This is a genomic window from Saccharicrinis fermentans DSM 9555 = JCM 21142 (assembly GCF_000517085.1).
Lineage (GTDB): Bacteria > Bacteroidota > Bacteroidia > Bacteroidales > Marinilabiliaceae > Saccharicrinis > Saccharicrinis fermentans.
In genome coordinates, this window is record NZ_KI912107.1 from 1357556 (window position 1) to 1383516 (window position 25961).

14 protein-coding genes and 1 pseudogene are annotated in these 25961 nt (G+C 36.7%); 14 read left to right on the forward strand and 1 reads right to left on the reverse strand.

Translation table 11 applies throughout. The features are described 5' to 3' along the window. Positions 1–76: 76 nt before the first annotated feature. From CYTFE_RS0105520 to CYTFE_RS0105565, 10 genes are all read left to right on the forward strand, one after another. On the forward strand, positions 77–1300 hold the full coding sequence (locus CYTFE_RS0105520; RefSeq protein ID WP_081735916.1) for a glycoside hydrolase family 88 protein: 1224 nt from the start codon (positions 77–79) through the stop codon (positions 1298–1300). 20 nt (positions 1301–1320) lie between these two features. After that, the gene (locus tag CYTFE_RS0105525) at positions 1321–2172 is read left to right on the forward strand and encodes a CBM96 family carbohydrate-binding protein (RefSeq protein WP_027470997.1); all 852 of its coding nucleotides are present in this window, start codon (positions 1321–1323) and stop codon (positions 2170–2172) included. A gap of 640 nt (positions 2173–2812) precedes the next feature. Further along, positions 2813–4483: a glycoside hydrolase family 43 protein gene (locus tag CYTFE_RS0105530; protein ID WP_027470998.1), complete on the forward strand. Its 1671-nt coding sequence runs from the start codon at positions 2813–2815 to the stop codon at positions 4481–4483. Between the two features lie 166 nt (positions 4484–4649). After that, positions 4650–6056, forward strand: coding sequence for a glycosyl hydrolase family 28 protein (locus CYTFE_RS0105535; protein ID WP_027470999.1), 1407 nt, complete (start codon positions 4650–4652; stop codon positions 6054–6056). Between the two features lie 7 nt (positions 6057–6063). Then, positions 6064–7704, forward strand: coding sequence for a hypothetical protein (locus CYTFE_RS0105540; protein ID WP_044214051.1), 1641 nt, complete (start codon positions 6064–6066; stop codon positions 7702–7704). A gap of 36 nt (positions 7705–7740) precedes the next feature. Next, complete coding sequence (locus CYTFE_RS0105545; protein ID WP_027471001.1) at positions 7741–9168, forward strand: glycoside hydrolase family protein; 1428 nt, start codon at positions 7741–7743, stop codon at positions 9166–9168. Positions 9169–9239: 71 nt separating this feature from the next. Further along, positions 9240–9605: a DUF1593 domain-containing protein gene (locus CYTFE_RS28430; protein WP_262505156.1), complete on the forward strand. Its 366-nt coding sequence runs from the start codon at positions 9240–9242 to the stop codon at positions 9603–9605. A 340-nt stretch (positions 9606–9945) separates the two neighbouring features. Further along, positions 9946–12243, forward strand: a complete 2298-nt coding sequence (locus tag CYTFE_RS0105555) for a heparinase II/III domain-containing protein (RefSeq protein ID WP_044214056.1) — start codon at positions 9946–9948, stop codon at positions 12241–12243. A 3-nt stretch (positions 12244–12246) separates the two neighbouring features. Then, a complete protein-coding gene (locus CYTFE_RS0105560) occupies positions 12247–14196 on the forward strand; it encodes a glycoside hydrolase family 97 protein (RefSeq protein WP_027471004.1) in 1950 nt (649 codons plus the stop codon). Between the two features lie 11 nt (positions 14197–14207). Continuing rightward, positions 14208–14606, forward strand: coding sequence for a glycoside hydrolase family 97 C-terminal domain-containing protein (locus tag CYTFE_RS0105565; RefSeq protein ID WP_027471005.1), 399 nt, complete (start codon positions 14208–14210; stop codon positions 14604–14606). A gap of 360 nt (positions 14607–14966) precedes the next feature. Here CYTFE_RS0105565 and CYTFE_RS31045 read toward each other — a convergent pair. Further along, positions 14967–15517: pseudogene (locus CYTFE_RS31045) on the reverse strand (IS66 family transposase); the annotation flags it as partial. Positions 15518–16406: 889 nt separating this feature from the next. Here CYTFE_RS31045 and CYTFE_RS0105590 point away from each other — a divergent pair. The 4 genes from CYTFE_RS0105590 (at position 16407) to CYTFE_RS0105605 (ending at position 25946) form a co-directional block, all read left to right on the forward strand. Continuing rightward, a complete protein-coding gene (locus CYTFE_RS0105590; RefSeq protein ID WP_044214337.1) occupies positions 16407–19526 on the forward strand; it encodes a SusC/RagA family TonB-linked outer membrane protein in 3120 nt (1039 codons plus the stop codon). Positions 19527–19637: 111 nt separating this feature from the next. After that, positions 19638–21419, forward strand: a complete 1782-nt coding sequence (locus tag CYTFE_RS0105595; protein ID WP_027471009.1) for a RagB/SusD family nutrient uptake outer membrane protein — start codon at positions 19638–19640, stop codon at positions 21417–21419. A gap of 30 nt (positions 21420–21449) precedes the next feature. Further along, positions 21450–24248 (forward strand): SusC/RagA family TonB-linked outer membrane protein, encoded by a 2799-nt coding sequence (locus CYTFE_RS25150; protein WP_052343019.1) that lies wholly within the window; start codon positions 21450–21452, stop codon positions 24246–24248. A 36-nt stretch (positions 24249–24284) separates the two neighbouring features. Continuing rightward, positions 24285–25946 carry a RagB/SusD family nutrient uptake outer membrane protein gene (locus CYTFE_RS0105605; RefSeq protein WP_027471010.1) on the forward strand — a complete coding sequence of 554 codons (1662 nt, stop codon included), beginning with the start codon at positions 24285–24287 and terminating at the stop codon, positions 25944–25946. Positions 25947–25961: the final 15 nt, after the last annotated feature.

The window sequence follows — 25961 nt, forward strand, 5'->3', positions numbered from 1 at the left end:
TTGAAAAGTATAGGAGGTATCAATTATAAGGTATTCAGTTTGTTATGGCCGTGTTAGTGGCGAAAAAAGAAGAAGTATGAAGAATATAGACTTAAGAAATAAGCGTAGATTCTTATTAAAAGCATCATTTATAATCACATTAATGTTAATAGTGTTTGCTTGTACAAGTAAGAAAGATCAAGCCAAATTGGATATTGATAAAATGCTTGACTACTGTGTAGCTAAAACAAAAGCTACAAAAGCTACTTTAACCGAGGCAGATAGTTTACCTCGCAATATATATTCAAATCAAATTCAATGGAATAAAGTAGGAATACATGATTGGTGTAGTGGTTTTTGGCCAGGAGTTCTTTGGTATGCTTATGAAGCTTCTGGTGACACCTCACTTTTTGCAGGGGCACAGATATTTACTGCTCCATTAAAAGGTGTTTTGGATGTTCCTGTTGATAATCATGATTTAGGATTCATGTTATACTGTAGTATGGGAAATGGGTATCGTTTATCAAAAAGCGATGATTATAAAAACTTTTTATTATTAACAGCCGACTCATTGGCAACACTATATAATCCTAAAGTAGGCACCATTTTATCATGGCCGGTAATGCGAGAAAAAATGAACTGGCCTCATAATACAATCATTGATAATATGATTAATCTGGAACTATTGTTCTGGGCTTCAAAAAACGGAGGCGATCAATCCTTATATAATATGGCTGTAAAGCATGCTGAAACATGTATGAATACATTAATTCGCCCTGATTATACAACATACCATGTGGCAGTATTTGATACTACAAACGGTCATTTTATTAAAGGTGTTACTCATCAGGGATATGCAGATGATTCTCAATGGGCCAGAGGTCAAGGATGGTCTATTTATGGCTATTCAATGGTATACAGAGAAACAAAAGATCAGAAGTTTTTAGATACAGCCATAAAGTTAGCTGATAAGTTTATCGAAATGATACCTGAGGATACCATTCCTTATTGGGATTATAATGATCCAGCAATTCCTAATGCACCCAAAGATGCATCTGCTGCCGCTATAATTGCATCTGGATTATTAGAATTACAATCATTTGTGTCGGATGAGCAAGTTAAAGCTAAATATGCAAAAACTGCAATTGACTTATTAACAGCATTGTCTTCAGATAAATACTTAAGCAAAGCTAAGAACCAATCATTCTTGATGCATTCAACAGGTCATTGGCCCGCAAAGTCAGAAATTGATGCATCCATCATATATGCTGACTATTATTATATCGAAGCTCTGTTAAGAGCTAAACAATATCTTAATTAATAATTTTAAAACTAGCTCTTATGAAAAAAGTTCTACAACAATTTAGTTTTTTAGCTATTATGCTAGTTTTAGGTATGTCATTAACTTATGCTCAAACGCTAGTAAAAGTTTCTGCAGATACTCATATACATTCATATTCGGGTAATGTGGATACTAATTTCGGAAGTAATTCGGTATTTATTATTAAAACTAAGGCTGATGGCTCAATTGATCGCGTGGGGTTAGTTAAATTAGACTTTACAAGTTTAACTGATTATAATGCAAATGAAATCAAATTAGTTACATTTAATGTCTCATTTCATAATGCACATGCAGGCACAATTACTCTTTATGATTACTCTGATGATTGGACAGAAACAGGAGTAACTTGGAATAATGCGCCTACAAATGATATTTCAACTTTAACACAAAAAGCCGAATGGTCTGTTAGTTCCTCTTGGAATAGGTCAGACCTGTTTGGTTCAGTTGATATTACAGATTATTTTAAGGAAGTAATGAGTGGTGATAAGGTAATGTCCATGGCTTTAGTTGGTGAAAATTCAGATTCAGGATATGATATTCAAACTAAAGAGAATACGGATACTCCGATTGAAGGTTTTTATGATTGGGCTCCATATGTTGTAATTACTTATGTGTCAACAGTGATTGGTGATACTGAAGCTTCAGATGTAATAGTAACAGGAGGAACAGGTATTGTTAATGTTCAAAATTGTGAACAAGGAGCAACTGTTATTATCTATGATTTGACAGGTAAAATGATTTCAAAAAAAGAAGTGAATTCATCAACAGAAACCTTTACAGCGCCTTCAGGAATTTGTATTGTTAAAGTTATTGGATCTCAAATTAGTACAAGTAAAGTGTTAGTTAAATAATTTTGATGTTTAGAGGAAGGCCTGTGCAAAGCCTTTCTCTTTTATGATAGAATAATTTATTGGAAATAAGAGCGATGAGTATAAGATTTGTAGTTGTGTTTTCTTTGTTAATTGCATTTCTTATAGGATGTAAATAAGAAAGAGTAATAAAGGAGATAACAGTAGGCAATATACTTGAATTTAATAGAAATGAAATTGTTTCAATTAATTGTTCGGTATTAAACTTAAACCTTTAAGATCTAAACAAAGATAATTTGTTAATAAGAGAAAATAATAAAAAGGAATATAAAGTATTGCAATGGGTTGGCAATGAAAAAAGAATGGGGAGATAAAATTGGATACAAAAAATGGCGTTTTCAGACATTGGGAACCTATTGACAAAAGTTTTTTAGGTGAAGGAATAATAATAGAAAGCAACGTAATTACCAAAGCTTAAGTTAATAAAATTGAAATCCCTGATCAAAGCTATTCATTGGTTTTAACTAACCCCCATCAACACAAGCTGATTTATTATCCGGGTTTTGCATGGTAAAAAAGCAGTCAGGTTAATAATTTAGAAGATTAGGATAGTTTTCTTTTGAAACAATCAAAGTTTTATTCTAATCCTTTAGTGGTAACTTGTAATTAAAAAAGATAGTAAATGAAGAATTTTATTGTATTAGTTTGGTTTGTGTTAGGAGCATCTCTTTGTGGATGTTCCAATTCAAATAAAACAAAAAAAATAACTTATACGAAAGATTCAGACCATTATATATCAGAGGTCTGGATATCTGATAATGGAGATGGAACATATAAAAATCCCATTCTTTATGCAGATTATTCAGATCCTGATGTAGTAAGAGTAGGAGATGATTACTATTTAACTGCATCCAGTTTTAATTGTAGTCCGGGATTACCTATTCTTCATTCTAATGATTTGGTAAATTGGGATATCGTTAATTATGCCTTGCCTCATGTGGATTATAAAGAGGTGTTTGATGTTCCTCAACACGGAAAAGGCGTTTGGGCACCTTCCATAAGATATCATAATAATGAATTTTATATTTATTGGGGAGATCCGGATTGGGGCATTTATATGGTGAAAACCAAAGATCCTTTTGGCAAATGGAGTAAACCTTTGTTGGTTCAAGGAGCTAAAGGTATGATTGATCCTAGCCCTCTCTGGGATGAAAATGGTAAAGTATATCTGGTAACAGGTTGGGCAGGGAGCAGAGCTAACATAAATAGTGTTCTAACCATATGGGAAATGAATGAAGAGGGCACGAAGATTATTTCAGCGGGAAAACATGTATTTGATGGACATGAAAATCATCATACTGTTGAAGGACCTAAACTCTACAAGAAGGGAGGATACTACTATATTTTCTGTCCGGCAGGTGGAGTTGAAACTGGATGGCAATTGATTCTTCGATCAAAAGATATTTATGGGCCTTATGAAGAAAAAGTTGTAATGCACCAAGGAAGCACAAATATAAATGGACCACATCAAGGATCATGGGTTGAAACACAAACAGGAGAATCATGGTTTCTGCATTTTCAGGATAAAAAAGCTTATGGTCGTGTTCTGCATATGAATCCGGTTAGTTGGATTGATAATTGGCCAATGATGGGAGAGGATATAAATAATGATGGTATTGGAGAACCGGTTTCGAGTTATCAAAAACCAAATGTGGGTGAAACATATCCAATAAATACACCTAAAGAAAGTGATGAGTTTATTAATGGGAAATTAGGAATGCAATGGCAGTGGGCTGCGAATCATTCTATTAAATGGATGGTGCATTTACCCGATCAGGATTACCTACGATTGTTAAATTATCCAAAGCCCGAACCTTCAACTTCTTTATGGATGGTTCCAAATTTATTAATGCAGAAATTTCCAGCACCAGAGTTTGTGGCAACAACTAAAGTTAAGCTAACAACAGAGTGGGATGTTTGGCAAGGCAAAAAAGCAGGACTAACTGTAATGGGAGATGATTATGCCTATTTAGCAATGAGTAAAGATGAAGAAGGGTATAAACTTGAATTATTCAAAGGGAATATGATTGATAAATATAGTGCGAATGAAGAAATGGAGACTGCTGTGCGAATTAAAAGTAACGAAGCATATTTAAGAGTAGAAGTAAAAGAAGGAGGTCTTTGTCAGTTTTATTACAGTGAGGATGGAAAAAAATATCATCCCATAGGAACAGCTCATACAGCAACTCCTGAGTTATGGATTGGTGCTAAGGTTGGAATATTTGCATTGATGGAACCTGGTATCAGAGTTGGAGGTTACGCTGATTTTTATTGGTTTAGAATTACAAAATAAAATAGGTATATAGAAAAAAGAATTAGAAGAGTAATCGCATGAAACAAATATTCTTTATTGTCACAGCTTACATTTTTTGCCTTGTGCAGATTGGGGCCAAAGAAGCTAATCATTAGCTTCTTTGTAAACTTATTAATTGGCTAATATTTACATTTACATAAATACGATGAATTTATTTCGTTTTTTACAGGGATTAATAATAGTTCTATTCTTTGAAGGCGCTGTTTCTAGTCAGAAATTAATGATTTACTCAGTTCCCAATCAAATAAAATATAGTGGTCATAATGATGACTTTACTGTTCAGGTCAAGCAGAATGGGGGAGTATGGAGGGATTTATTTGAGTATAACGTTAAAGTAGATCTCGACAATCCACAGGATGCATCCATGGTGACTTTCGATTTTGAAGGTTCAGTGGAGGTGCGCGTAAAAAAGAACAATGGAAAAGTAAGGGAGGTGAAAATAAGACCTTCATCATTGGGGATTAAACATGAGGTTATTGGCAATGATATCTTTTTTAGGCTGGACAAACCGGTCAAGCTTTCCATTGAGATCAATGGGGATAGGTTGCACAACCTTCATTTATTTGCCAATCCTGTATTAAAAGATATTCCTCAACAGAACGATCCCAATATAATCTATTTTGGTCCGGGATACCATAAGCCCGGCGACCAGCCAGGTAATGTTTATCATATACCATCTGGAAAAACAGTCTATTTAGATGGAGGGGCTGTGGTTAATGGTAAGTTTTTAATAGATAGGGCAAAAGATGTTAAGATTATGGGACATGGTATTGTCTGGCATCCGGAAAGAGGTGTTGAAATCCGATACTCAGAAAATGTATATATCGACGGACCTGTTTTTATAAATCCTTCACATTATACTGTTTATGGGGGACAAGTAGATGGTTTGACTATCGAAAATATTAAATCGTTCAGTTGCCGGGGATGGTCTGATGGCATCGACCTGATGTCTTGCTCTAATGTAAATATAAATGATGTGTTTCTGAGGAATTCAGATGATTGTATTGCTTTGTATGGACACAGGTGGCAGTTTTATGGGAGTGCCAGGAATATTGTAGTGAAGAACTCAGTATTATGGGCAGATGTTGCGCATCCAACCAATATGGGTTTACATGGGAATGCAAAAGCAGGAGGTGATAGCATCGAAAATGTGACATTTACCAATTTAGATATTTTGGAACACGATGAAGATGACCCTAACTACCAGGGCTGTTTTGCTATCAGCAATACCGATAATAACCTGGTCAGAAATATTACTTACAGGAATATTCGTATTGAGGGTATACAAGAAGGGCAGTTGTTCAATTTCAGGACTTTGTACAATGAAAAATACAGTGGGGCACCTGGAAGAAATGTAGAGGGTGTTTTGTTGGAAAATATCAGTTATACCGGCGGTTTTGTTAACCCGTCTACTATTGGTGGATATAGCAATGAAAGAAAGGTTGATGGAGTAAGGTTTAAAAACGTAACCATCAATGGGGAACCATTTTCATTAGATAGTAGGGATCATGTTCATTTAAAAGAATTTATTTCAGACATTAAGGTAAAATAATAACCTGATGATAAAACGACCATTTAAAATATTAAAACAATTATTCCTGTTATTTTTTGCCCTGATATCAGGTATTAATGTAAGGGGGCAGGTTTATCAATGGAGTGTGCCTGTTAAAAATATCATTTCCAGTGAAACCAATAACAATCCAATGGCTTTTTTATGGATTCCGGAGAATTGTCAACAGGTTAAATCCGTAGTCTTTAGTCAACAAAACATGTGCGAGGAAACGTTGTTTAACCATCCTCAGTTCCGTAAAAATATGACAGAGTTAGGTTTTGCTATTGTATGGGTAACTCCCGGTATCGATCAGCAATGGGACGTAAGCAAAGGCTGCCAAAAGGCATTTGACCAGATAATGAAGGATTTGGCCAGAGTGAGCGGATATGGTGAATTGAAGAACGTTCCGATAGTACCTTTAGGACATTCAGCCATGGCCACATTTCCCTGGAATTTTGCAGCATGGAATCCTAACAGGACTTTGGCTATTATCTCCTATAAAGGAGATGCTCCACGTACAAATTTATGCGGTTATGGACGTGAAAATCTGGAATGGGGACGAAACCGAAATATTGATGGAATTCCGGGAATAATGATCGAAGGGGAATACGAATGGTGGGAGGCACGTGTGAATCCTGCACTTGCCTTTCGTATAATGTACCCCAAAAGTTGTATTTCATTTCTTTACGATGCAGGTCAGGGACATTTTGATGTTGCCGACAAGGTAGTGGCTTATATTAACTTATTCCTGAATAAAGCGGCTCAATACCGTTTACCTGAAGAACTAGGTTCTGATGATCCTGTACAATTAATTCAATTGAATCCACAAAAAGGCTGGTTTGCGGAGCGATGGTATACAGATAAAACAAAACGTGAAAAACCTGCTTTATTTGGTAAATACAAGGGAGATATGCATGATGCGTTCTGGTATTTTGATGAGGAAATAGCTAAGGCTACCGAAACCTATTATGCCTCATCAAAAGGAAAGGAATATCAATATATTGGATTTGTACAAAATGGTGAAATATTGCATTTTAATGAAAATTCACACGCAAGGATTAAAGGAGAGTTTAGTCCGGAAGAAGATGGGGTGACCTTTTACTTTGATGCCTGTTTTACCGATACATTACGGAAGCAAAAAGTAGGAAATCATGCACCAGGGAAGCCTGTAATTGATATAATTAACGGTCCGGTTATTAAAATGAATGACACCACATTCCGTGTGAGTTTTAACCGTATGGGTCTGGATAATCCCAGGCGTACCGGTGATATATGGTTGTTGGCCCATCATTCCGGCGATAACAAATACAAAAGCTCCGTTCAGCAATTTAATTTGCGCATCCCATATAAACTGGAAGAGGGAGCTGAGCAAACTATTGATTTTGAATTCATTCCCGATCAAACAGGTAATGTTGGATCATTGCCTTTGAATGCCACAGCCAGTTCTGGTCTGCCGGTATATTTTTATGTGAAAGAAGGACCTGCAAAAGTAGTTGGGGACAAGCTGGTATTTACAACCATCCCTCCTAAAAGTAAGTTTCCTGTTAAAGTAACCGTTGTGGCATGGCAATATGGAAACATAAAAGAACCTAAAATACAAACTGCCAACCCGGTTGGAAGGAGTTTTTTAATCATGAATAATCATTGAGTCCATTCTATATTGAATAGTTTAAAAAAATATAAAATGAGTAAAATAGGAAATTATAGATTGATTCTAACTGTTTCAATGCTTTTACTAAGTCTTGTTGCAGTTCAGTCAAAAAACAGAGTAAAGGAAACTACAACACTTGAAGCTTTGGTTCAGGTAGCTGCAGAGGATGATCAACAGGTTCGGATGAAACCCGGAGTTTATGCTCTTGATGAGTACCTGACAGAAGAACGCTTAGCTCATCTTTTAACCCAGTTGCCACCTCAAACCAAAGAACAGCGTCGCCCACCCCGTTGGTTTTTACGTTTTAGCGGTAGTAATAATACCTTTGATTTTACTGGTGTTACCATCGAAATAAACACAGAACTATACAGTAAGTTGCCTTATGGTTATATGCGTTGTGTATTCATTGATGGTGATGGCAATACAATAAAAGGATTAACCGTAAAAAATACCGGTCCCGAAGATAAAGGAAGTAATGGCAATATCTTCACAGTATTTGGCAACAATACATTGATTCAGGATGTAAAATTATACGTACGGGGTTCCTCTTATGGATATGGAGATTTATTTGGAAAAGGAGGTCCTGTGTTAACCCACCTTCAAAAGCAGAGTGGCATCATGGTGGGACAAAACAATACGCTGAAACGGTGCAAAGTTTTTAGCCAGGCTTTTGGGCATTGTTTTTATATCCAGACTCATGGACATGATACTCGTGATATTTTGTTGGAGGATTGTTATGCCGAAGGTGCCACGCGCAGCACAAATGATATGCTTGCAGAAAGAGGGGGTATTGCAGAAAAATTGAATTACCGAAGCGTATACCAAAACCGTGATGGACGTTATATAATTACGCCGGGTTATACAAAATCTTTAAGCGAAGATGGTTTTCGTACCTATGGCGGTGTGGGTAAAGTCACCCTTATCAATTGTACAGCCGAAAATACCCGTGCCGGATTTGAGATTGGGGGGACAAATGATGCCGAAAACCGCACGGTCCTTCAAGGCTGTCAGGCTATAGGTGCCGAACGTGCATTTCTGCTCGGATCAAATGTGCAGGTGCGCGATTGCAGGGGCGATATACAATATGGTCCATTGCTCTACTTACGGGAAAATACAGTAGGTGCCGATGTGGAGTTAGAACTGATACCTGGTATGCCAAAGTCGATGGTACATACCATTGCTACCATTGCAGGTAAAAACCACCGAGTGCGACTTTATACCAATGCCCCCAAAGTTCCAATGCCTGCATTACCGGTTATGCTTGGGTTTGGGATGCCGGCTCATGCAGAAATGAGTTCTCCTATCCTGCCTATGGAAACAGAAAATGTAGTGTTGATAAATGAGTTGGAACATATGGTAGTTATTAAAAGCAATGAAGCAAACAATACAGAAGTACAATCACCAGCACCCATTTTACAGAATAGTGAGACCCAAAAAATAGGAGGAAGGGGCAAGTGGTAGGTTCTGTTTTTATTATAAAGGAGTAAATTAAAAAATAAGCCAATAAAACTGGTGTTGGTTATTATTCTAATTTGGTAGATAATCCATGGTTTGAAACTAATATAATGAAATCTCATGGTGCATTAGGCGAGTGCTACTCTTCACTTGCTTTTCAAATGGAAGGTGATACTTCCACTTCTCTGGGACGTATAAATAATGGTTTGGGTTATTGGCTTGAAAGCCCTGATTTTGATGGTTGGGGAGGTCGTTATAAGTACTATCAGCCCTATGGAGAAACGGGTCCTATATGGACTAGTAATAAGTTCAATCGCAATACTTATAAATATGAACCCGGGAAAAAACACACTTCAAATGGTACCGCTATCTGGCGCTGGCGTGATCATTTTCAATATGATTTTGCTGCCAGGATGGATTGGTGTGTTGCTAACGATATTTAATAATGCAAATCACAATCCGGTCTCAATTTTAAACGGAGATCATACAAAAAACGTATTGTATTTAATTGCAGAAGATAAGGATTTTATTGAGCTTTCAGTAGAGAGTACGTATGGTCAAGTTAGTGATGATATATAAATAAAGTGGTGTATTTATCCAGAAGCTGGAGATATTATAGGGAGTAACTTTAAATAATAAGAAAGAAATGACCACTAGTGTAGATCTATCAAATGCATCAGGAAAGACTTTGTATGTATTATTTACAAGCTAATGACCAAGGTGAATCTAATATATATATACAAATCAACGTGTCGTGATAAAACTTTAAATAATATACTAACCATGGAAAAGAAGGTAACTTTAATGCTAATATTAATAATTTCATTAACTGTTTCAGGGCAGAAGCGGAATTATTTATTTCATACAGATGAAAACATAGCCAGGTTAAAAAATCAGATAGATACAGATATTGAAGTTAATAATGCATGGAAACATCAACTGGAAAAGGCCGATAACCTGGTTAATAAAGAACGTTGCGGAGCTTCAGATTGTCAGGAGCTGGGATTGGCTTTTCGTGTTACGGGAGATGAAAAATATGCCGAGGCTGTGAAACGAATTTTATTGGATTACTCTGCTCGTAAAACATGGGAAGGTAATGATCTTTTGAGCAGAGATCCTGCATGGACAGGAGGATTAAATACATCGCATACTGGTTTTTATATTAGTATAGGGTACGATTGTATTTATGATTATCTCACAAAGAAAGAGAGAAGTCAAATTGCTGAAGGACTGGTTAAGGTATGCATTAATCCTCTTAAAAATAATTGGCTCGATCCACAAACCAGCTTCCATACATTTGATACCATGGGGCATAATTGGTGGAGTGCTTGCGTTTATATGACTGGATTTACTTCATTAGCTATTCAAAATGAAATACCGGAAGCCAAACAATGGGCCATTGATATTTCTAAAACCATTACAGAGTGGCTATATTATTCGGGTAGTGTACTTCAGAATAAGCCTCGTAATTTTGATCGTAATGGAGGGTTTTATGAGAGCATCAATTATGCAGCCTATGGAGTAAGTCAGTATTTGTTGTTTCGTTTGGCAATGAATAATGTTTTACCAAATGTGAAACAACCAGATATATCTGAGCTGGAAAAAATGGCTGATTTCTTTATTTACACAACATACTATGTAAAAGATGACATTCCTAAAGTTGTAAACTTTGGAGATGGAAACACTAAAAGAACAGGAAATGCTTGCGTTTTACTTTTATGGAACTTAGGATATCATAAAGATACTTATGTGTGGTATCTAAACAAAACAATGAAAGGAGATAATAAAGAAGCTATTCAACTAGATTCACCTAATGGTTTAATATTAAATCCTGATTTGCCTGAGTTATCAGAAAACTACACTCCTGATATGGATCTTTCTCAAATTTATGAAGATATGGGCTGGGCTACCATGCGAAATTCTTGGGGAGACAATGCTTCCATGGTAGCGGTAAAATCAGGATTAACATGGAATCATGCGCATGCTGATGCGGGTTCATTTATTGTGTTTCATGATGGAAAATACTTAATAATTGATTCTGGAAATTCATCTTATGGAAATCCTCTTTATACACAATTTTACTGCCAGAGTGAAGCACACAATGTTGTGTTGTTCAATGGAGAAGGCCAGGATAGGGGAGATCCGTATTTTGGAGTGGTTAATTATGGTTCTTTGCATAATTTGGTAGATACAGGTGATTTTAAATATCTGTTGGCCAATGCAACAGGTCCTTATTCACATGTTTTAAAAAGAAACTATAGAAACTTTATCTGGGTTGGTGAAGTATTGTTAGTCATTGATGATTTATTGGCTCGTGAACCGGGGCAATTTGAATGGCTGTTACATTATAATGGTGAGTCGAAACGAAGAGGATTGGATCTGTCGATCAAAGATGGAGATGCTGAAGTATTGGTTCGTCCATTATATCCTGAGACTTTCTCTGATGGCGGATTACCTCATGATTTTCCTGAAAAAATGCGATTAGAAGAAAAATTTGGTTATGAAGATCATCATCCTGAAAACAGAAAGCCTTACTGGTCGGTGAGTCATTTTGAAAAAACTGCCAGAACAAAGTTTATATCTGCTATTATCTTTAAATCTGAAAGCAATAAAGATAAGCTTCCTGTTATTGAACGTTTTCAGGGAAACAACTATTTGGGAGTCAGGATTACACAACAAGGAAAGAAAACAGAAGTATATCTTAACTTACTGGCTGATGGAAGTATTAAGCATCGAAACAGTGTGAATGAGATGAATGGATGGCAAACTGATGCTTATCTGACAGCTTTAACTTTTGATGAAAAAACTGATATTTCCAAAGTAGAAAATCTGAAAGACTGTTTTATTGGTCATGGAAGTTACCTGAGAAAAGATGATCAGGTTCTGGTACATGCATTGTCAAAGTACACAGCATATTTTAAAGATATTAATACTAAAGTTAATGTGATTTTTCAAGGACAACCGGAAGTTTATTTAAACGTCTATGATCCTATGAAGACAAAGCAAATAAAGGTAAACGGAAGCTGGGTTACTGGATTGTATAATAAAGAATTAAAGACGATAAATTTAAAAGTAGAATAAGCCATGTTTAAGAAGTTATATTTGATTTTAACAGGATTGGCTATTGTAGGTCAGTTGGTAGCTGAGGGAATTATTCCCGAAACAAATGTAAAAGTAGAATCTCCTGATGGAAATTTAACCTTTGAATTTTATCAAAAAGAATTAGGTCAGGATAAAAAGCAAATGTATTACACTGTTGAGTATAAAAAACAACCTGTTGTATTGGAATCTGAATTAGGAATATTAATTGAAAATAATCTGTTTGAATCGGCTTTGGGTATTGAAAATGATCCTAGCGATAAATGGTGTGAGAATCTCGAGTTTAAATCATCAAGTCCGAGAGTTGTTGATACAACATGGTCTCCTTTATATGGAGAACGTAACTTAGTAAAGGATAATTATAATTATCAAGTTCTTCATTTTGTAAAATTTGAGTCAGCAGAGGATATTCATGAAGGTCATTCTGGTACGAGCTATGATAAGCGCAGAAGCTATTTAATGGATTTGGAAGTTCGTGTTTATAATGAGGGAGTAGCTTTTAGATATTTTTTTCCGGAGACTTCAAATGGATTGTTTCTTCATATTGAAGGTGAGCAAACAAGCTTTACAATGCCAGATGAAACCATGGCATTTTATGAACGATGGGCACAAGGTCCATATGAACTTTTATCATTAAAAAACTGGCCGGATGAATGTGAACGCCCTTTAACCTTAAATTTAAAGAATGGATTAAGAGTGGCTTTATTAGAAGCCAGAATGATAGATTACAGTAGAGGAAAATTTAAATTGAGTGAGGATAAAGCTAATACTATTGAGTTAACCATGTATGATAAGGTAGATGCTATTAGTCCGTACGCAACTCCATGGAGAGTAATTATGGTAGCAGAAACACCTGGAGAATTATTAGAAAATAATGATCTTGTTTTAAACTTAAATGCTTCAAATCAGCTTCAAAATACATCATGGATAAAGCCTGGTAAAGTAATCAGATCTAACCTGACTACGAAAGATGCAAAAGAATGCATTGATTTTGCAGCAGAAAGAAACCTTCAATATGTACATCTAGATGCTGGTTGGTATGGTCCTGAAATGAAAGTGGCAAGTGATGCAACAAGTGTTTCACCTGATCGTGATTTGGATATGCACGAAGTTGTTAACTATGCAGGGGCAAAAGGTATTGGAATTTTTGTATATATCAACCAAAGAGCATTGGGTGATGATTTGGATAAAGTATTTGCAAAGTGCAGAGATTGGGGATTTAAAGGAGTGAAATTTGGATTTGTTCAGATAGGTTCATCCCGTTGGACTGCATGGTTGCACGATGCTATTAAAAAAGCTGCGGAGTATCATTTGATGATTGATATTCATGATGAATATCGACCTACTGGTTTTAGTCGTACTTATCCTAATCTAATGACTCAGGAAGGTATTAGAGGAAATGAAGAAATGCCGGATGCAACGCATAATACAATCTTACCTTTTACTAGATATTTAGCAGGTGCAGGAGATTATACTATCTGTTATTATAACAATCGTATTAAAACAACACACGCTCATCAATTGGCATTATCGGTTGTTTATTATAGTCCTATACAGTTTTTATACTGGTACGATACACCATCTCATTATAGGGGAGAAAAAGAAATTGCGTTTTTTGATGCAGTACCAACTGTTTGGGATGATACAAGAGTCTTGAGTGGAGAAATAGGTGAATATATATCCGTTGCCCGTAAATCAGGAGATACGTGGTTTGTTGGAGCTATTACGAATAATGATGCCCGGGAAATTACGATTTCAATGAATTTTTTAGAGGAAAAGAAAAAATATGTTGCAACAATTTATTACGATGACCCGGATTTAAAAACACGAACAAATGTAAATATCAATATTCAAACCGTAAATTATTCCTCTGAGTTAAAGCTAAAGCTTCAGAAAAGTGGTGGGGTTGCGATTCATATTCAGTTAAACGAATAATATAATATATAATGGTTGCTACAATGTTAGGAGAAACTCCAAGAGTGTTTTTGGATAGAGGGGATGTTCGAGAGGCCTTGCTTAGTATTTTAGATACATCGAAGATTTTGTGGGATGATGCTATCGTTTTGGATGGTGAAATAGGGAAAAACATTGTAGTCGCACGTCGTTTGGGGGCTGACTGGTTTATTGGTGCTATTACTAATATGGATGCAATGGAGATTACAACACCACTAACATTTCTGGAAGAAGGAAAAAAATATCAGGCAACGATATATTATGATGACCCAAAGTTGAATGCCCAAACCAATGTTGGTATAGAGACACATACGGTAAACAATAAAAAGGAATTGAAGTATAGTTTGCTACCCTCAGGTGGTGTTGCGATTAAAATTGAACCAGTAAAATAAAATGAGGTTTTAAAGTAGTATGTAGTAAATGGATGGCAGTTTAAAGGCATAAGTTAAAAAGTCTTCATTGCTACATACATTTTTCAAAGTAAAAAAAAGAGTAGTTTTTTTATATGCAAAACAAAGTAAATATGCGGTCTGCTACATATTGCAAAAGTAAAAAAAACGCTCCAATCCGGATGTCGATTTGAGCGTTGGAATTCTCTAAGTTTTACTGGAATCTTTGGAAATTAATCGAAAATAGTGGGTGTTTTTAGAAAATTCTGATAACTATTAGACTTATTCCAATTGTGCGGCAAAAGATCAGCCAAATCTAAATCATAATTACTGCTGTATAACGCAATCTTAGAAAATACATCCGTAAGCCAAGCGCTTTCGCAGTTCAGCTCTTTGCTTGTTATTCATGTTCTGATCGGTGGCCATTTGCTTAACCTGATAGATTTTAGCAATTTTGTGCCAAAGCATATTCAGCCCCCGTTTTGTCTTCTTTTAGACTTTCGGAGAATTTCCTGCGCGCATGAGCCCAACAACTAAGAAGCAAAATACCTTTCTTTTGCTCATAGATTGAATATGCCTGATATCCATCGGTTTGAATAGCTCCCTGAAAATCCTTTAATAAAGGAAGTATCACTTTTTGTGCTGGGAGCCTTTGTCGTAGTGAAAGAAAACTAAGTTATTCATTACTGATCGAACCATCCACAGATAAGCCTTTTGTGCTTTTCGTTGCTAATAACCGGAATGGTACTTTCGTCAACCTGAATATAATCAGATTTTAGAACAATTTCTTTTAAACGTGCATAAAGAGCTCTTAGTAAATCACAGCTTCCTTGAAACCAACCATTAATGGTGGATGCGGGTAATTTTATACCTACCATTTTGAACATGGCCATTTTACGACGACATGGCAGATGCTGGTTTTAATGCCTATATACTGGCCAAAGCCATGGGCATGAGTACATCTACCTTTTATAGAAACACAAAAAAAATTACGAACAAAACACCTGGTGCGTTTGTAAAGGATATCTGTTAACAAAGAGCTGTTAAGTTGCTTAAAAAAAGTGATTTAAGTGTTTCTTGAAATTGCCGAGAACGAAGACTATTTAGATGTTAAAAGCTTTAAAAAGCATTCGAAACTATATATGGGTTAATTCTATCAGAATATCGTTCAAAGTTGTAAAGGAATACGTATAATAAAGTAGGCTGTCTCAAGCGTTGTATTATATTTTTTTCGCTTCTGTGTCTTGTAAAAAAATCGACGCTGTAAAATTCTTCCTATTTAGGATCTATGAAAATTTATGCTGATAAGTTAATGCTGAATCTAACCCTAGATTTTATACCTATACTTTATTCAAATTTTACTGACACTAAGTATTTATAACACCTTTATGCTGTGTGATTTTTTTTGTCAATTTAAGAGGTGACCTATTTAGCATACAGTGCATCAGTGATATATGTTGTTAAGGTGACAAGAATACACCCTCTTTTTGAATATTATCAATCATGTGATTTGACAAAAATACTCCTCTCTATTGAACGTTACACCTTGTTTTTTTTTGTTAAAATCTGTGAAATTGCACCTGTGTTTGAAACAATAAATGCGAACTAAATAAATGGATATGGCTAGAGTAGATAAAGAGATTAAAAAGGTGAAGCAGTTAAAGTCAATTTTATATGTTGTTTTTGCACTCATTATTGTTGTTGTAATTGGTCTCTTTATATAAAAGAATCAATCTGAGAACACGTAAACAAGTATCATTGAATTTTGCAGGTTACTAATATATTGAAAGTTAAATTATAATTATGGAAAACAAATTTAAACCAATGAAGAGTATGGGATTTTTGATTGCAATGCTTCTTTTTTGTAGCACTGTAATTTTTGCCCAAGAGCTTCAAGTGAGTGGTAAGGTTACCGATTTAGGTGGTGACCCATTACCTGGTGTCGCGGTGGTGGTTAAAGGAACAACTGTTGGCACAATAACAGGTATGAATGGGGAATATCATTTAAATGTTGAATCGGAAAAGGTTTTGGTGTTTTCATTTATCGGAATGAAAACAAAAGAAGTGGCCGTAGGAGTAAACACTTTAATGAATGTGATCCTTGAGGATGAGACTACAGACCTTGAGGAAGTGCAAGTGATTGCCTATGGTAGTCAGAAAAAAGTTTCTGTAGTGGGTGCTATTACTTCTGTAGGTAATAAAGATTTGGTGTCTACACCAACAGGCAGTGTGGCTAACTCTTTAGCAGGACACGTTACAGGATTAGCGTCTATTCAATCTTCAGGACAACCTGGAGCCAACGATCCGGATTTGTACATTCGTGGGATTTCAACGCTCGACGCATCCACTTCAACACCATTAATGATGGTGGATGGTGTTGAACGTGATTTTATGCAATTAGATCCTGAAGAGATAGAGAGTATTTCTATTTTAAAGGATGCTTCTGCCACAGCTGTTTATGGTATAAGGGGTGCAAACGGTGTTATTTTGGTGACTACCAAGCGAGGAAGTGTGGGAAAGCCTAAGATTTCAGTGAGTGCCTCAATGAGTATGCAACAGCCTACTCAGTTGTTGGATTTTGCAGATAGTTATACTTATGCCACAGTTTATAATAAAGCACAGTTAAATGATGGTATAGCAGAAGATAAATTGATGTTTTCGCAGGATGCTATTGATAATTTTAAAACAGGAGAAAACCCACTTGTGTATCCCAATACCGATTGGATGGATTATCTGTTTAAGAGTTTTGCAAAACAACATAAAGAAAATGTCAATATTACCGGAGGTTCCAAAAGGGTAAAATACTTTGTTTCTCTGGGCTTCTTTTCGCAAGACGGTATGTTGGAGGATTTTGGTTCGCTTGATTACGACTATAATTTTGGTTATAACCGTTTTAACTATCGCTCAAATGTTGATGTAGAAGTTACTAATACAACTACGCTGGCATTAACCATTGGAGGACGTACCGAAGATAGGGTAGAACCCAATACCAAGGAGGGTATGGATCAAATGTGGCGCCAGATATACTGGGCAGTTCCTTTTTCTGGATCAGGTGTGGTAGATGACAAATACCTAGTTAATGGAAACAACTATATTGATCTTCAGAAGAAAGATGGCTTGGATCCTTTTTACGGCAGAGGTTTTAAAGAATTTAATAAAAACACACTTAACTTCGATATTGCTTTAAAACAAAAGCTCGACTTTGTTACTGAAGGACTTCGTTTTGGTGTAAAAGCTGCCTACAATACTAGCTATAATCATAATAAAACACGCAGCACATCAGTTAGAACTTATGATCCTATATTTTTGAAAGATGCAGAAACAAATGTAAGTGCAGAAGACCCTAATGCATATGATGTTGTTTATAAAACTTCGGGATCATTTGGTAATCTAGGTTATAATGAAGATACCGATAAGGCGCGTAATTGGTATGCTGAAGCTACTTTAAACTATAATAGAAACTTCGGTCTGCACGCTGTTGGTGCACTTTTGTTATACAACCAGCGTAGAAACTATTATCCCGAACAGTATGCTGATCTTCCCACAGGATATATTGGGAGTGCGTTCCGTGCTACTTATGCCTATAATAATCGATATTTGGCTGAAATTAATATGGGATACAATGGTTCTGAGCAGTTTGACTCAAAAAAGCGTTATGGCTTATTTCCCGCAGTATCGCTTGGTTGGGTAATAACGGAAGAAGCTTTTATGCAAGGTCAAGATATACTGTCATTTTTAAAGATTAGAGGTTCTTATGGTTTAGTAGGTAATGACCGTTTAGGGGCAAATCGTTTTTTGTATTTGCCAGATGCTTATGATGTTAGTGCCGGAGGGTATAACTTTGGTATTGATGTCCCTCAAAGTTTGCCGGGAGCATCAGAATCGCGTATAGGGAATCCTAACCTTACCTGGGAAACGGCCGTTAAGCAAAATTATGGGATCGATGCTAAATTTTTCGATAATCAATTGTCAGTCAATGCAGATTTTTTTATAGAGGATCGAGAAGATATATTAGTAACACGAGCAACGGTTCCCGGTTATGTGGCAGCAACTTTACCTGCGGTTAATTTGGGTGAAGTAAATAATAAAGGTGGTGAAATAGAAGTGATTTGGCGTCAAAGATTAAACGGAAACTTTAACTATTTTATTAAACTGAATGCTTCGCATGCCAAAAATAAAATTATTTTTAAAGATGAGGTAAGACCCAATGAAAGTTATATGGCCGCTACTGGTCGTGCTGTAGGGCAACATTTTGGTTATCAAACCCTCGGCTTTTGGCAAGAGGAACATTTTGATGTTGACAACGAAGGAAGCTATACGTTAAAGCCTGAATTTGTGTCCTATCAAAACCCTCAACCTGGTGATGTACGTTACAAGGATAGAAACAATGATGGCAAGATTGATACCGACGATATTGGTTATGTCGGTTATTCAAATGTACCGCAGACTACTCTTGGTGCTTCTTTTGGATTTGAGTATAAGGGTTTTGACTTCAAAACTGTATGGGCGGGAGCGACTAATGTATCCCGTTACCTTGATGATACTTACAAAGTTGCATTTGGTGCTACTAAAAGTCGATCACTATTGCAATATATGGTTGATGATGCCTGGACTCCAGAAACAGCCTATTCGGCCACTTATCCACGTATTTCTATAACTGGAGCTGACAGAAATATGCAGAAATCTGATTTGTGGGTTAAAGATGCTTCGTACTTAAGACTTAAAAATTTAGAATTAGGATATACAGTGAAAGCTTCTTTTATGAATAAGCTAGGACTTAGCAATATGAGAGTTTACTTTAGTGGATATAACCTGTTGACATTTAGTAGATTGAAAATGGTAGATCCGGAAGCTAAAACGGGAAGTAATTCAGTGTATCCTGTTATGCGGGTTTATAATCTTGGCTTAAACTTGAAATTCTAAAACAAGCATAGAAAAATGAATATGAAACGAGCCTGATAATGGATTTATCACTCAGATAGATAATTAAGTCTGGCGAGTTGCATGTGATCATTGAAAATAAAATTTAGACACATGAAAAATAGTAAAAATTATATATGGATGGCCCTCTTTGCATGTTTGTTTATGGCTTGCGAAGAAGTTAAATTCGGAGATGAGTTCTTGGCGAAACCGCCCAGTGGAGATGTTACTATAGATACGGTGTATAGTAACATTGTATATGCAGAACAAGCCCTTTGGAATACTTATGCTACACTACCTTATCGTATTAATAGAAATTGGAATGCCAAAGGTAATGTGATGGGGATGGATATTATGGAGAGTATTACCGATCTGGTACAGAGTCATCTTGCCTGGGGAGGTGCTGCCAAATATTATGGGGGTCAATATGATGCAGGGTCGGAAAATAGTGGTACATGGACCAAATATCATTTTACCCAAGAGGATAGTTGGACAGGTATAAGAAAAGCCTATTTATTTATCGAAAATATTGATGGAGTACCCGATGTTAGTGAGGATTATATAAGACGTTTAAAGGCGGAGGCTAAATTAATAATTGCTATTCATTATTCTGATATGTTCAGACATTATGGTGGATTGCCTTGGATTGATAGCTCGGTGTCACCTAGCGATGATTTTAACAAACAACGATTAACTGCTAAGGAAACACTTGATAACATTATTGACTTAATAGATGAAGCTATTGCTGATTTACCTTGGGAACTGGAAAGTAATGATAATTGGGAAGGGAGAATGCATCGTGCAGGAGCCATGGGACTCAAAGCCCGAATGTTGCTCTTTGGGGCGAGTCCCTTGTTTAATGACGATGTACCTTATTTGGCTGGAGATGCATCTAGTCAAAAGATGACTTGGTTTGGCGAAAAAGACCCTCAACTATGGGTCGAAGCCAGGGATGCTGCCAAGGCTTTGATTGATGAATTGCAGCTAAGGGGTGTATATAGTATGGTTAATACGGGTAATCCTCGTCAGGATTTTCAGGATGGTTATTACAAAAGAGGTTTGCATGAAGTTCTAATACCCGTTCATGCCGGATATAAAACAGGAGATTATTGGTCTCAGAACTACTATTTCTACCAATCAGCAGGAGGTTATGGTACTAACTGTTGGACACAAAACTATGTGGATATGTTTCCCATGAAAAATGGAGGGGCTATTTATGATGCCAATGGCAATCCGGCCAATGGTTACGATCCGAATGATCCTTACAAAGACAGAGATCCTCGTTTGTACGAAACTATTCTGACCAATGGAGATGAATACTTAGGAAGAACTGCTGAAATATGGATTGGAGGGAGAGAAAGAAAAAATGTCACTTCAAAGGGGCGTATTACTGGGTATGGAGCACGAAAATTTTGGCTGGATGGAGATGCTTCTACATCTGTTAAATCTATTACGCATTGGCCCTATTTACGATTACCTGAAATTTATCTTTCTTATGCTGAGGCGATTAATGAGATAGAAGGCGGTCCTACAGCGGAGGCTTATGAATATGTTAATAAAGTGCGTTCACGAGTTGGAGTCGGAGTCTTGGAGGAAGGTTTAAATCAACAAGAATTTAGAGAAGCATTATTGCGCGAACGAGCTTGTGAATTTGGTTTGGAAGAGGTGCGATGGTTCGATCTTATTCGATGGAAACGTGAACAGGATTTCACTAAAACCTTACATGGAATGGATATTAAAAGTGGTGACGGCGCAGGTGGTCAATTAACTTACAATGTTACCGATCAACCTGAAAGATTTTGGAAAAAGGAATGGAGTCCTAAATGGTACTTGAGTGCATTCCCACCAGATGAAGTGAATAAGGATTATGGTTTGGTACAAAACCCGGGTTGGTAAATAAAAATTTCAAATTTGAAAACAATGAAAATGAAGTTAAATAAAACTCTTATTAAAGAGGTCCTATATTGTGGGGTGCTCTCTACGCTTCTTCTGTTTCCGTCTCGCCTTTCTGCGCAGAAAGCTAATGTCACACAAAATGACGTAGAAGTCTTTGAGATTCGCAAGAATAAGTTAGACAATCTTGGGGCGGCATCAATAAGTCAAGTTGATCATGAGGAAATAGAAAATGTAAACAGTATTGATCCTAGTAATTCTTTCTTTGGTTTATTAAATGGTCTGCAGGTATATCAGAATAATGGTTTTGCAGGTCAACGTAGTGCGAGTTTATTGATTAGAGGAAGAAGTTCTTTACAGGACAACTCAATTCTTGTGTTGGTGGATGGCTTTGAAAGACGTCTGGACGATCTAACTACAATGGACATTGAAAAAGTGCAAGTGTTAAAAGATGCTGCCGCAGTCGCTATCTATGGACAACGAGGTGCTAATGGTGTTCTTTTGGTTACCACTAAAAGGGGGGGGCGTGAAGGTATGAATGTTAACGTGAAGTATGATGTAGGTGTTAGCCAGGCTTTTCGCATGCCGGATATGCTTAATGCTGCCGATTATGCCAGAGCAGTAAATGAAGCTTTATATTATGATGGTTTGCCCATGAAGTATACTGCCCATGAAATTGCGGCATACGAAGAAGGCAATGCTTACTCTCTTTATCCTAATGTAGATTGGGCAAATGAACTGCTAAATAAAAGTGGAACAGTTAGTAATCTTAATGTGGAATTTGATGGTGGAGGTAAAAATGTAAAGTATTATGTAGGTATTAGCCATCAAGGTGAAAAAGGACTGCTTAGTCATGATAGATCTGAAGAGGATATCTATACTGCTTTAGAATACGACCGTTTGGGTTTTCGTTCTAACTTGGACATCGATCTGACTAAATCGACCTTACTACGTTTAAATATTGGAGGAAATATAGTGCAGAATACCCGTGGTGGCAAATCACCAGATGATATATTTGGGGAGATATATGGCACTCCCTCGGCAGCAATGCCAGTAAAAACCGCCAATGGCATCTGGGGAGGTACAGATATTTATAGTAATAATCCCGTAGCCTCACAAATAGCCAGCGGTAATGGAAGCACTCATGCCCGTAGTATTATGACTGACCTGACACTAGAACAAAAGCTGGATGTATTAACCGAAGGTTTAGCTGTTGATGTGACTTATTCATACGATAATGCAGTGACTTATTGGGATGGTTATACTCGTAGTTATCAATATGAAAAAGTGACCCCAACGATGGATCAGGACGGGATGGTTACCGATACTACGTATGTACAGTATGGAGAGAATACCTCCCTTGATTCTTACAGTACTTTTGGAGGGCAACAGCGCTATAATGCATTTCGGACTCGCATTAAGTACGAAAAAACATGGGGCGATCATTCGCTAAACGGTTATATAATGTATCAGCAAGATAAAACAGTTAAACTGAACCAATATAATACCTACTTAAACCAGAATCTTGCTCTAAAGGCATATTATAGTTATAAACAAAAGTACCTGGCTGATTTAACTGTGTCGTATGCAGGTACTAACTGGTTGCCTGAAGGAGAACGATTTTCTGCTTATCCTGCCCTTGGCTTAGGATGGATTCTGTCAGAAGAGTCATTCTTAAGTTCTTCTGAAGTTATTGATTTCCTGAAGTTTAGAGCTTCGGCTGGTATTTCTGGGAATAGTCTGATTATAAAGAATATTGCTGAACAACAATTTGGGAGCGGTAATGGCTATTATTGGGGTGGAAACAACAATAGTGCAAGTGGTCTGCAAGAGAAACAATTGGCTACAGATAATCCTAAAAGTGAGCATTCTTTTATGGGGAACATAGGGTTGGATGCGATTATAGCCAATAATCTATCGCTGGCAATAGATGCATTTTATGAAAAAAGATATGACATTTTAGTTGAATCTGCCGGGGTTACATCAGGCACATTGGGTATAAGTTCGGCTTATTTACCTGTAGGAAAAGTGAAGAATGTGGGTATTGAATCAGCACTGGATTGGAAACACAATATTGGCGAGCTCAAATATAATCTAGGAGGTAATTTTAGTTTTGTTAGGAATACCATTTTAGAGATGAATGAAGCATATCGTCCATACGAAAGTATGAAAACAACGGGGCACTCCATGGGGCAGTTTTTTGGTTACAAAAGCGAAGGTTTCTTTTCTGACGTCGCAGATATAGATAGTCATCCGGAGCAGCGTTTTTCCGAGGTGAGTCCGGGTGATATTAAGTATGTAGATCATAACAAGGATGGACGTGTGGATGAATTCGATATTCAGGCCATTAAAGGAACGGCTGTCCCTGAAATCTATTATGCTTTTAATTTAGGTATGGAATATAAGGGCTTTGGGTTTTCTGCACTTTTTCAGGGAACAGCTAACAAAAGTGTGTTGTTAAATACGCAGGATATCTTTGTTCCTTTGCGAGATAACGGTAATATATCATCGTTTTCAGCTTCGCGGTGGACTGAAGCTACAAAAACTACTGCAAAATTACCACGATTAAGTACCCAGGAAAATCTGAACAATTACAAAAATAATGATATATGGATAGTAAATGGCTCTTTTCTAAAACTTAGAAATGCAGAGTTTTATTACAATCTGCCTGAAGATATTGCTTCTAAATTGAAAGTGGGAAGTTGTAGATTTTATATCAGAGGTAATAATTTACTCTCGTTTGATAGCATTGGTATGATGGATCCTGAATATTTGGGAAGAGGTTATCCTACCTTACGTTCTTATTTGGCGGGTGTGAAAATCAGTTTTTAATCAGGAAGACATATTTTAATAATACAAATTTGTAACATGATGAGAATTAATATCAAACATATATTATTGGGTTTTATCTGTTCCCTTTGTCTGGTGGGATGTGATTTTCTTGATTATGAAGAGAATTCATACTTGATAGAGGAAGATGTTTTTACGGATTTTAGTAGAACAAAAAACTTTTTGACCGACATATATGGTCGTTTACCTGTAGACTTTGGTACTATTGATGGTGCCATTCGTGGAGCAGGAGTTGATGAGGCAGAACATTTGTACACCACATCAGGTGTACAAAAATATAATGATGGTTCATGGTCCGCTATCAATGTTGTAGACAGTCGTTGGAGTGAATATTATGGAGCCATAAGAGCGGCTAATAAATTTTTAATAAATATCCAAGGCCAGGAATTTGAAGAGGAAAAGTACAATGATGGATATCCCGAAATGATGAAGCAATTTAATAACTATCCATTTGAAGCCCGTTTTCTTCGTGCATTTTTTTATTTTGAGTTGGTTAAACGTTATGGAGATATCCCTTTATATGACGATGTGTTAACAGAAGAAGAAGCTAATCAAATAGGAAAATCATCGTTTGATGACGTGATTGACTTTATTGTTTCGGAATGTACTGATGTTGCCGAAGTGTTGCCTGAGAACTATAGTTCTATGCCCAATGGAGAAACAGGCAGGGCCACAAAGGGTGCTGCTTTGGCACTGAAAGCTAGAGCTTTGTTGTATGCAGCAAGTCCTTTACATAACCAAAATAATGATTTGAGTAAATGGAAAGAGGCAGCTAAAGCAGCCAAAGAAGTGCTGGATATGAGTTATGAACTTGAGCCTAGCTATGCTGGTGTTGTAAACAACAGATCAAGTAAAGAGCTTATCTTTGAACGCAGACAAGGTAATTCTCGTTCTTTTGAGGTTAATAATTTTCCAATTGGTGTACAAGGAGGAAAAACCTCTACGTGCCCAACGCAAAATCTAGTGGATGCCTACGAAATGTTAAATGGTGATGTATTCGATTGGAGCAATCCATTACATGCTAACTCACCCTATGCAAATCGCGACCCTAGATTGACACAAACGATATTGTATAATGGTAGTATCTGGAAAGGAAAATCGATTCAGACCTTTAAAGGAGGATTGAATGCACCTCCATTAACGAATGCCACTGTTACTGGTTATTACCTCAAAAAATACCTCATTGAGAGTATCGATATTCCTCCACATGTTACCCCGACAAACAAAGAGCATGTATGGGTTATATTCCGTTTGGGAGAGATGTATTTGAATTATGCCGAAGCCATGAACGAAGCTTATGGGAGTCCGGAATTGGATCCAGATAGTTATGGAATGACAGCTCTTGCAGCTGTTAATGCAATACGAGAGAGGGCAATGATGCCTGATTTCCCTGCAGGGATGTCTCAGGAAGAGTTTCGCACGCGCTTGCGAAATGAACGACGTGTAGAGCTGGCCTTTGAAGATCATCGATTCTGGGATGTTCGTCGTTGGAAAGTGGGAGAGGAAACAAAAGATATTTATGGTGTCGAGATTGAACAAGATAATTATGGTATTAAAACTTACACTAAGGTATTGATAGAGAGTAGGATATTTGATGACCAAATGAATCTTTATCCCATACCGCAGCAAGAACTGTTTGTTAATCCCAAATTATTGCCGCAAAATGCTGGTTGGGAGTAAAATACTTATTTCAAA

What these genes read in the sequence shown, in the direction of transcription:
- CYTFE_RS0105535 (WP_027470999.1), top strand. Translation starts at nt 4,650, where the DNA reads ATGAATTTATTTCGTTTTTTACAGGGATTAATAATAGTTCTATTCTTT.
- CYTFE_RS0105555 (WP_044214056.1), top strand. Translation starts at nt 9,946, where the DNA reads ATGGAAAAGAAGGTAACTTTAATGCTAATATTAATAATTTCATTAACT.
- CYTFE_RS25150 (WP_052343019.1), top strand. Translation starts at nt 21,450, where the DNA reads ATGAAGTTAAATAAAACTCTTATTAAAGAGGTCCTATATTGTGGGGTG.
- CYTFE_RS0105525 (WP_027470997.1), top strand. Translation starts at nt 1,321, where the DNA reads ATGAAAAAAGTTCTACAACAATTTAGTTTTTTAGCTATTATGCTAGTT.
- CYTFE_RS0105605 (WP_027471010.1), top strand. Translation starts at nt 24,285, where the DNA reads ATGATGAGAATTAATATCAAACATATATTATTGGGTTTTATCTGTTCC.
- CYTFE_RS0105590 (WP_044214337.1), top strand. Translation starts at nt 16,407, where the DNA reads ATGGAAAACAAATTTAAACCAATGAAGAGTATGGGATTTTTGATTGCA.
- CYTFE_RS0105520 (WP_081735916.1), top strand. Translation starts at nt 77, where the DNA reads ATGAAGAATATAGACTTAAGAAATAAGCGTAGATTCTTATTAAAAGCA.
- CYTFE_RS0105545 (WP_027471001.1), top strand. Translation starts at nt 7,741, where the DNA reads ATGAGTAAAATAGGAAATTATAGATTGATTCTAACTGTTTCAATGCTT.
- CYTFE_RS0105565 (WP_027471005.1), top strand. Translation starts at nt 14,208, where the DNA reads ATGGTTGCTACAATGTTAGGAGAAACTCCAAGAGTGTTTTTGGATAGA.
- CYTFE_RS0105560 (WP_027471004.1), top strand. Translation starts at nt 12,247, where the DNA reads ATGTTTAAGAAGTTATATTTGATTTTAACAGGATTGGCTATTGTAGGT.
- CYTFE_RS0105540 (WP_044214051.1), top strand. Translation starts at nt 6,064, where the DNA reads ATGATAAAACGACCATTTAAAATATTAAAACAATTATTCCTGTTATTT.
- CYTFE_RS0105595 (WP_027471009.1), top strand. Translation starts at nt 19,638, where the DNA reads ATGAAAAATAGTAAAAATTATATATGGATGGCCCTCTTTGCATGTTTG.
- CYTFE_RS0105530 (WP_027470998.1), top strand. Translation starts at nt 2,813, where the DNA reads ATGAAGAATTTTATTGTATTAGTTTGGTTTGTGTTAGGAGCATCTCTT.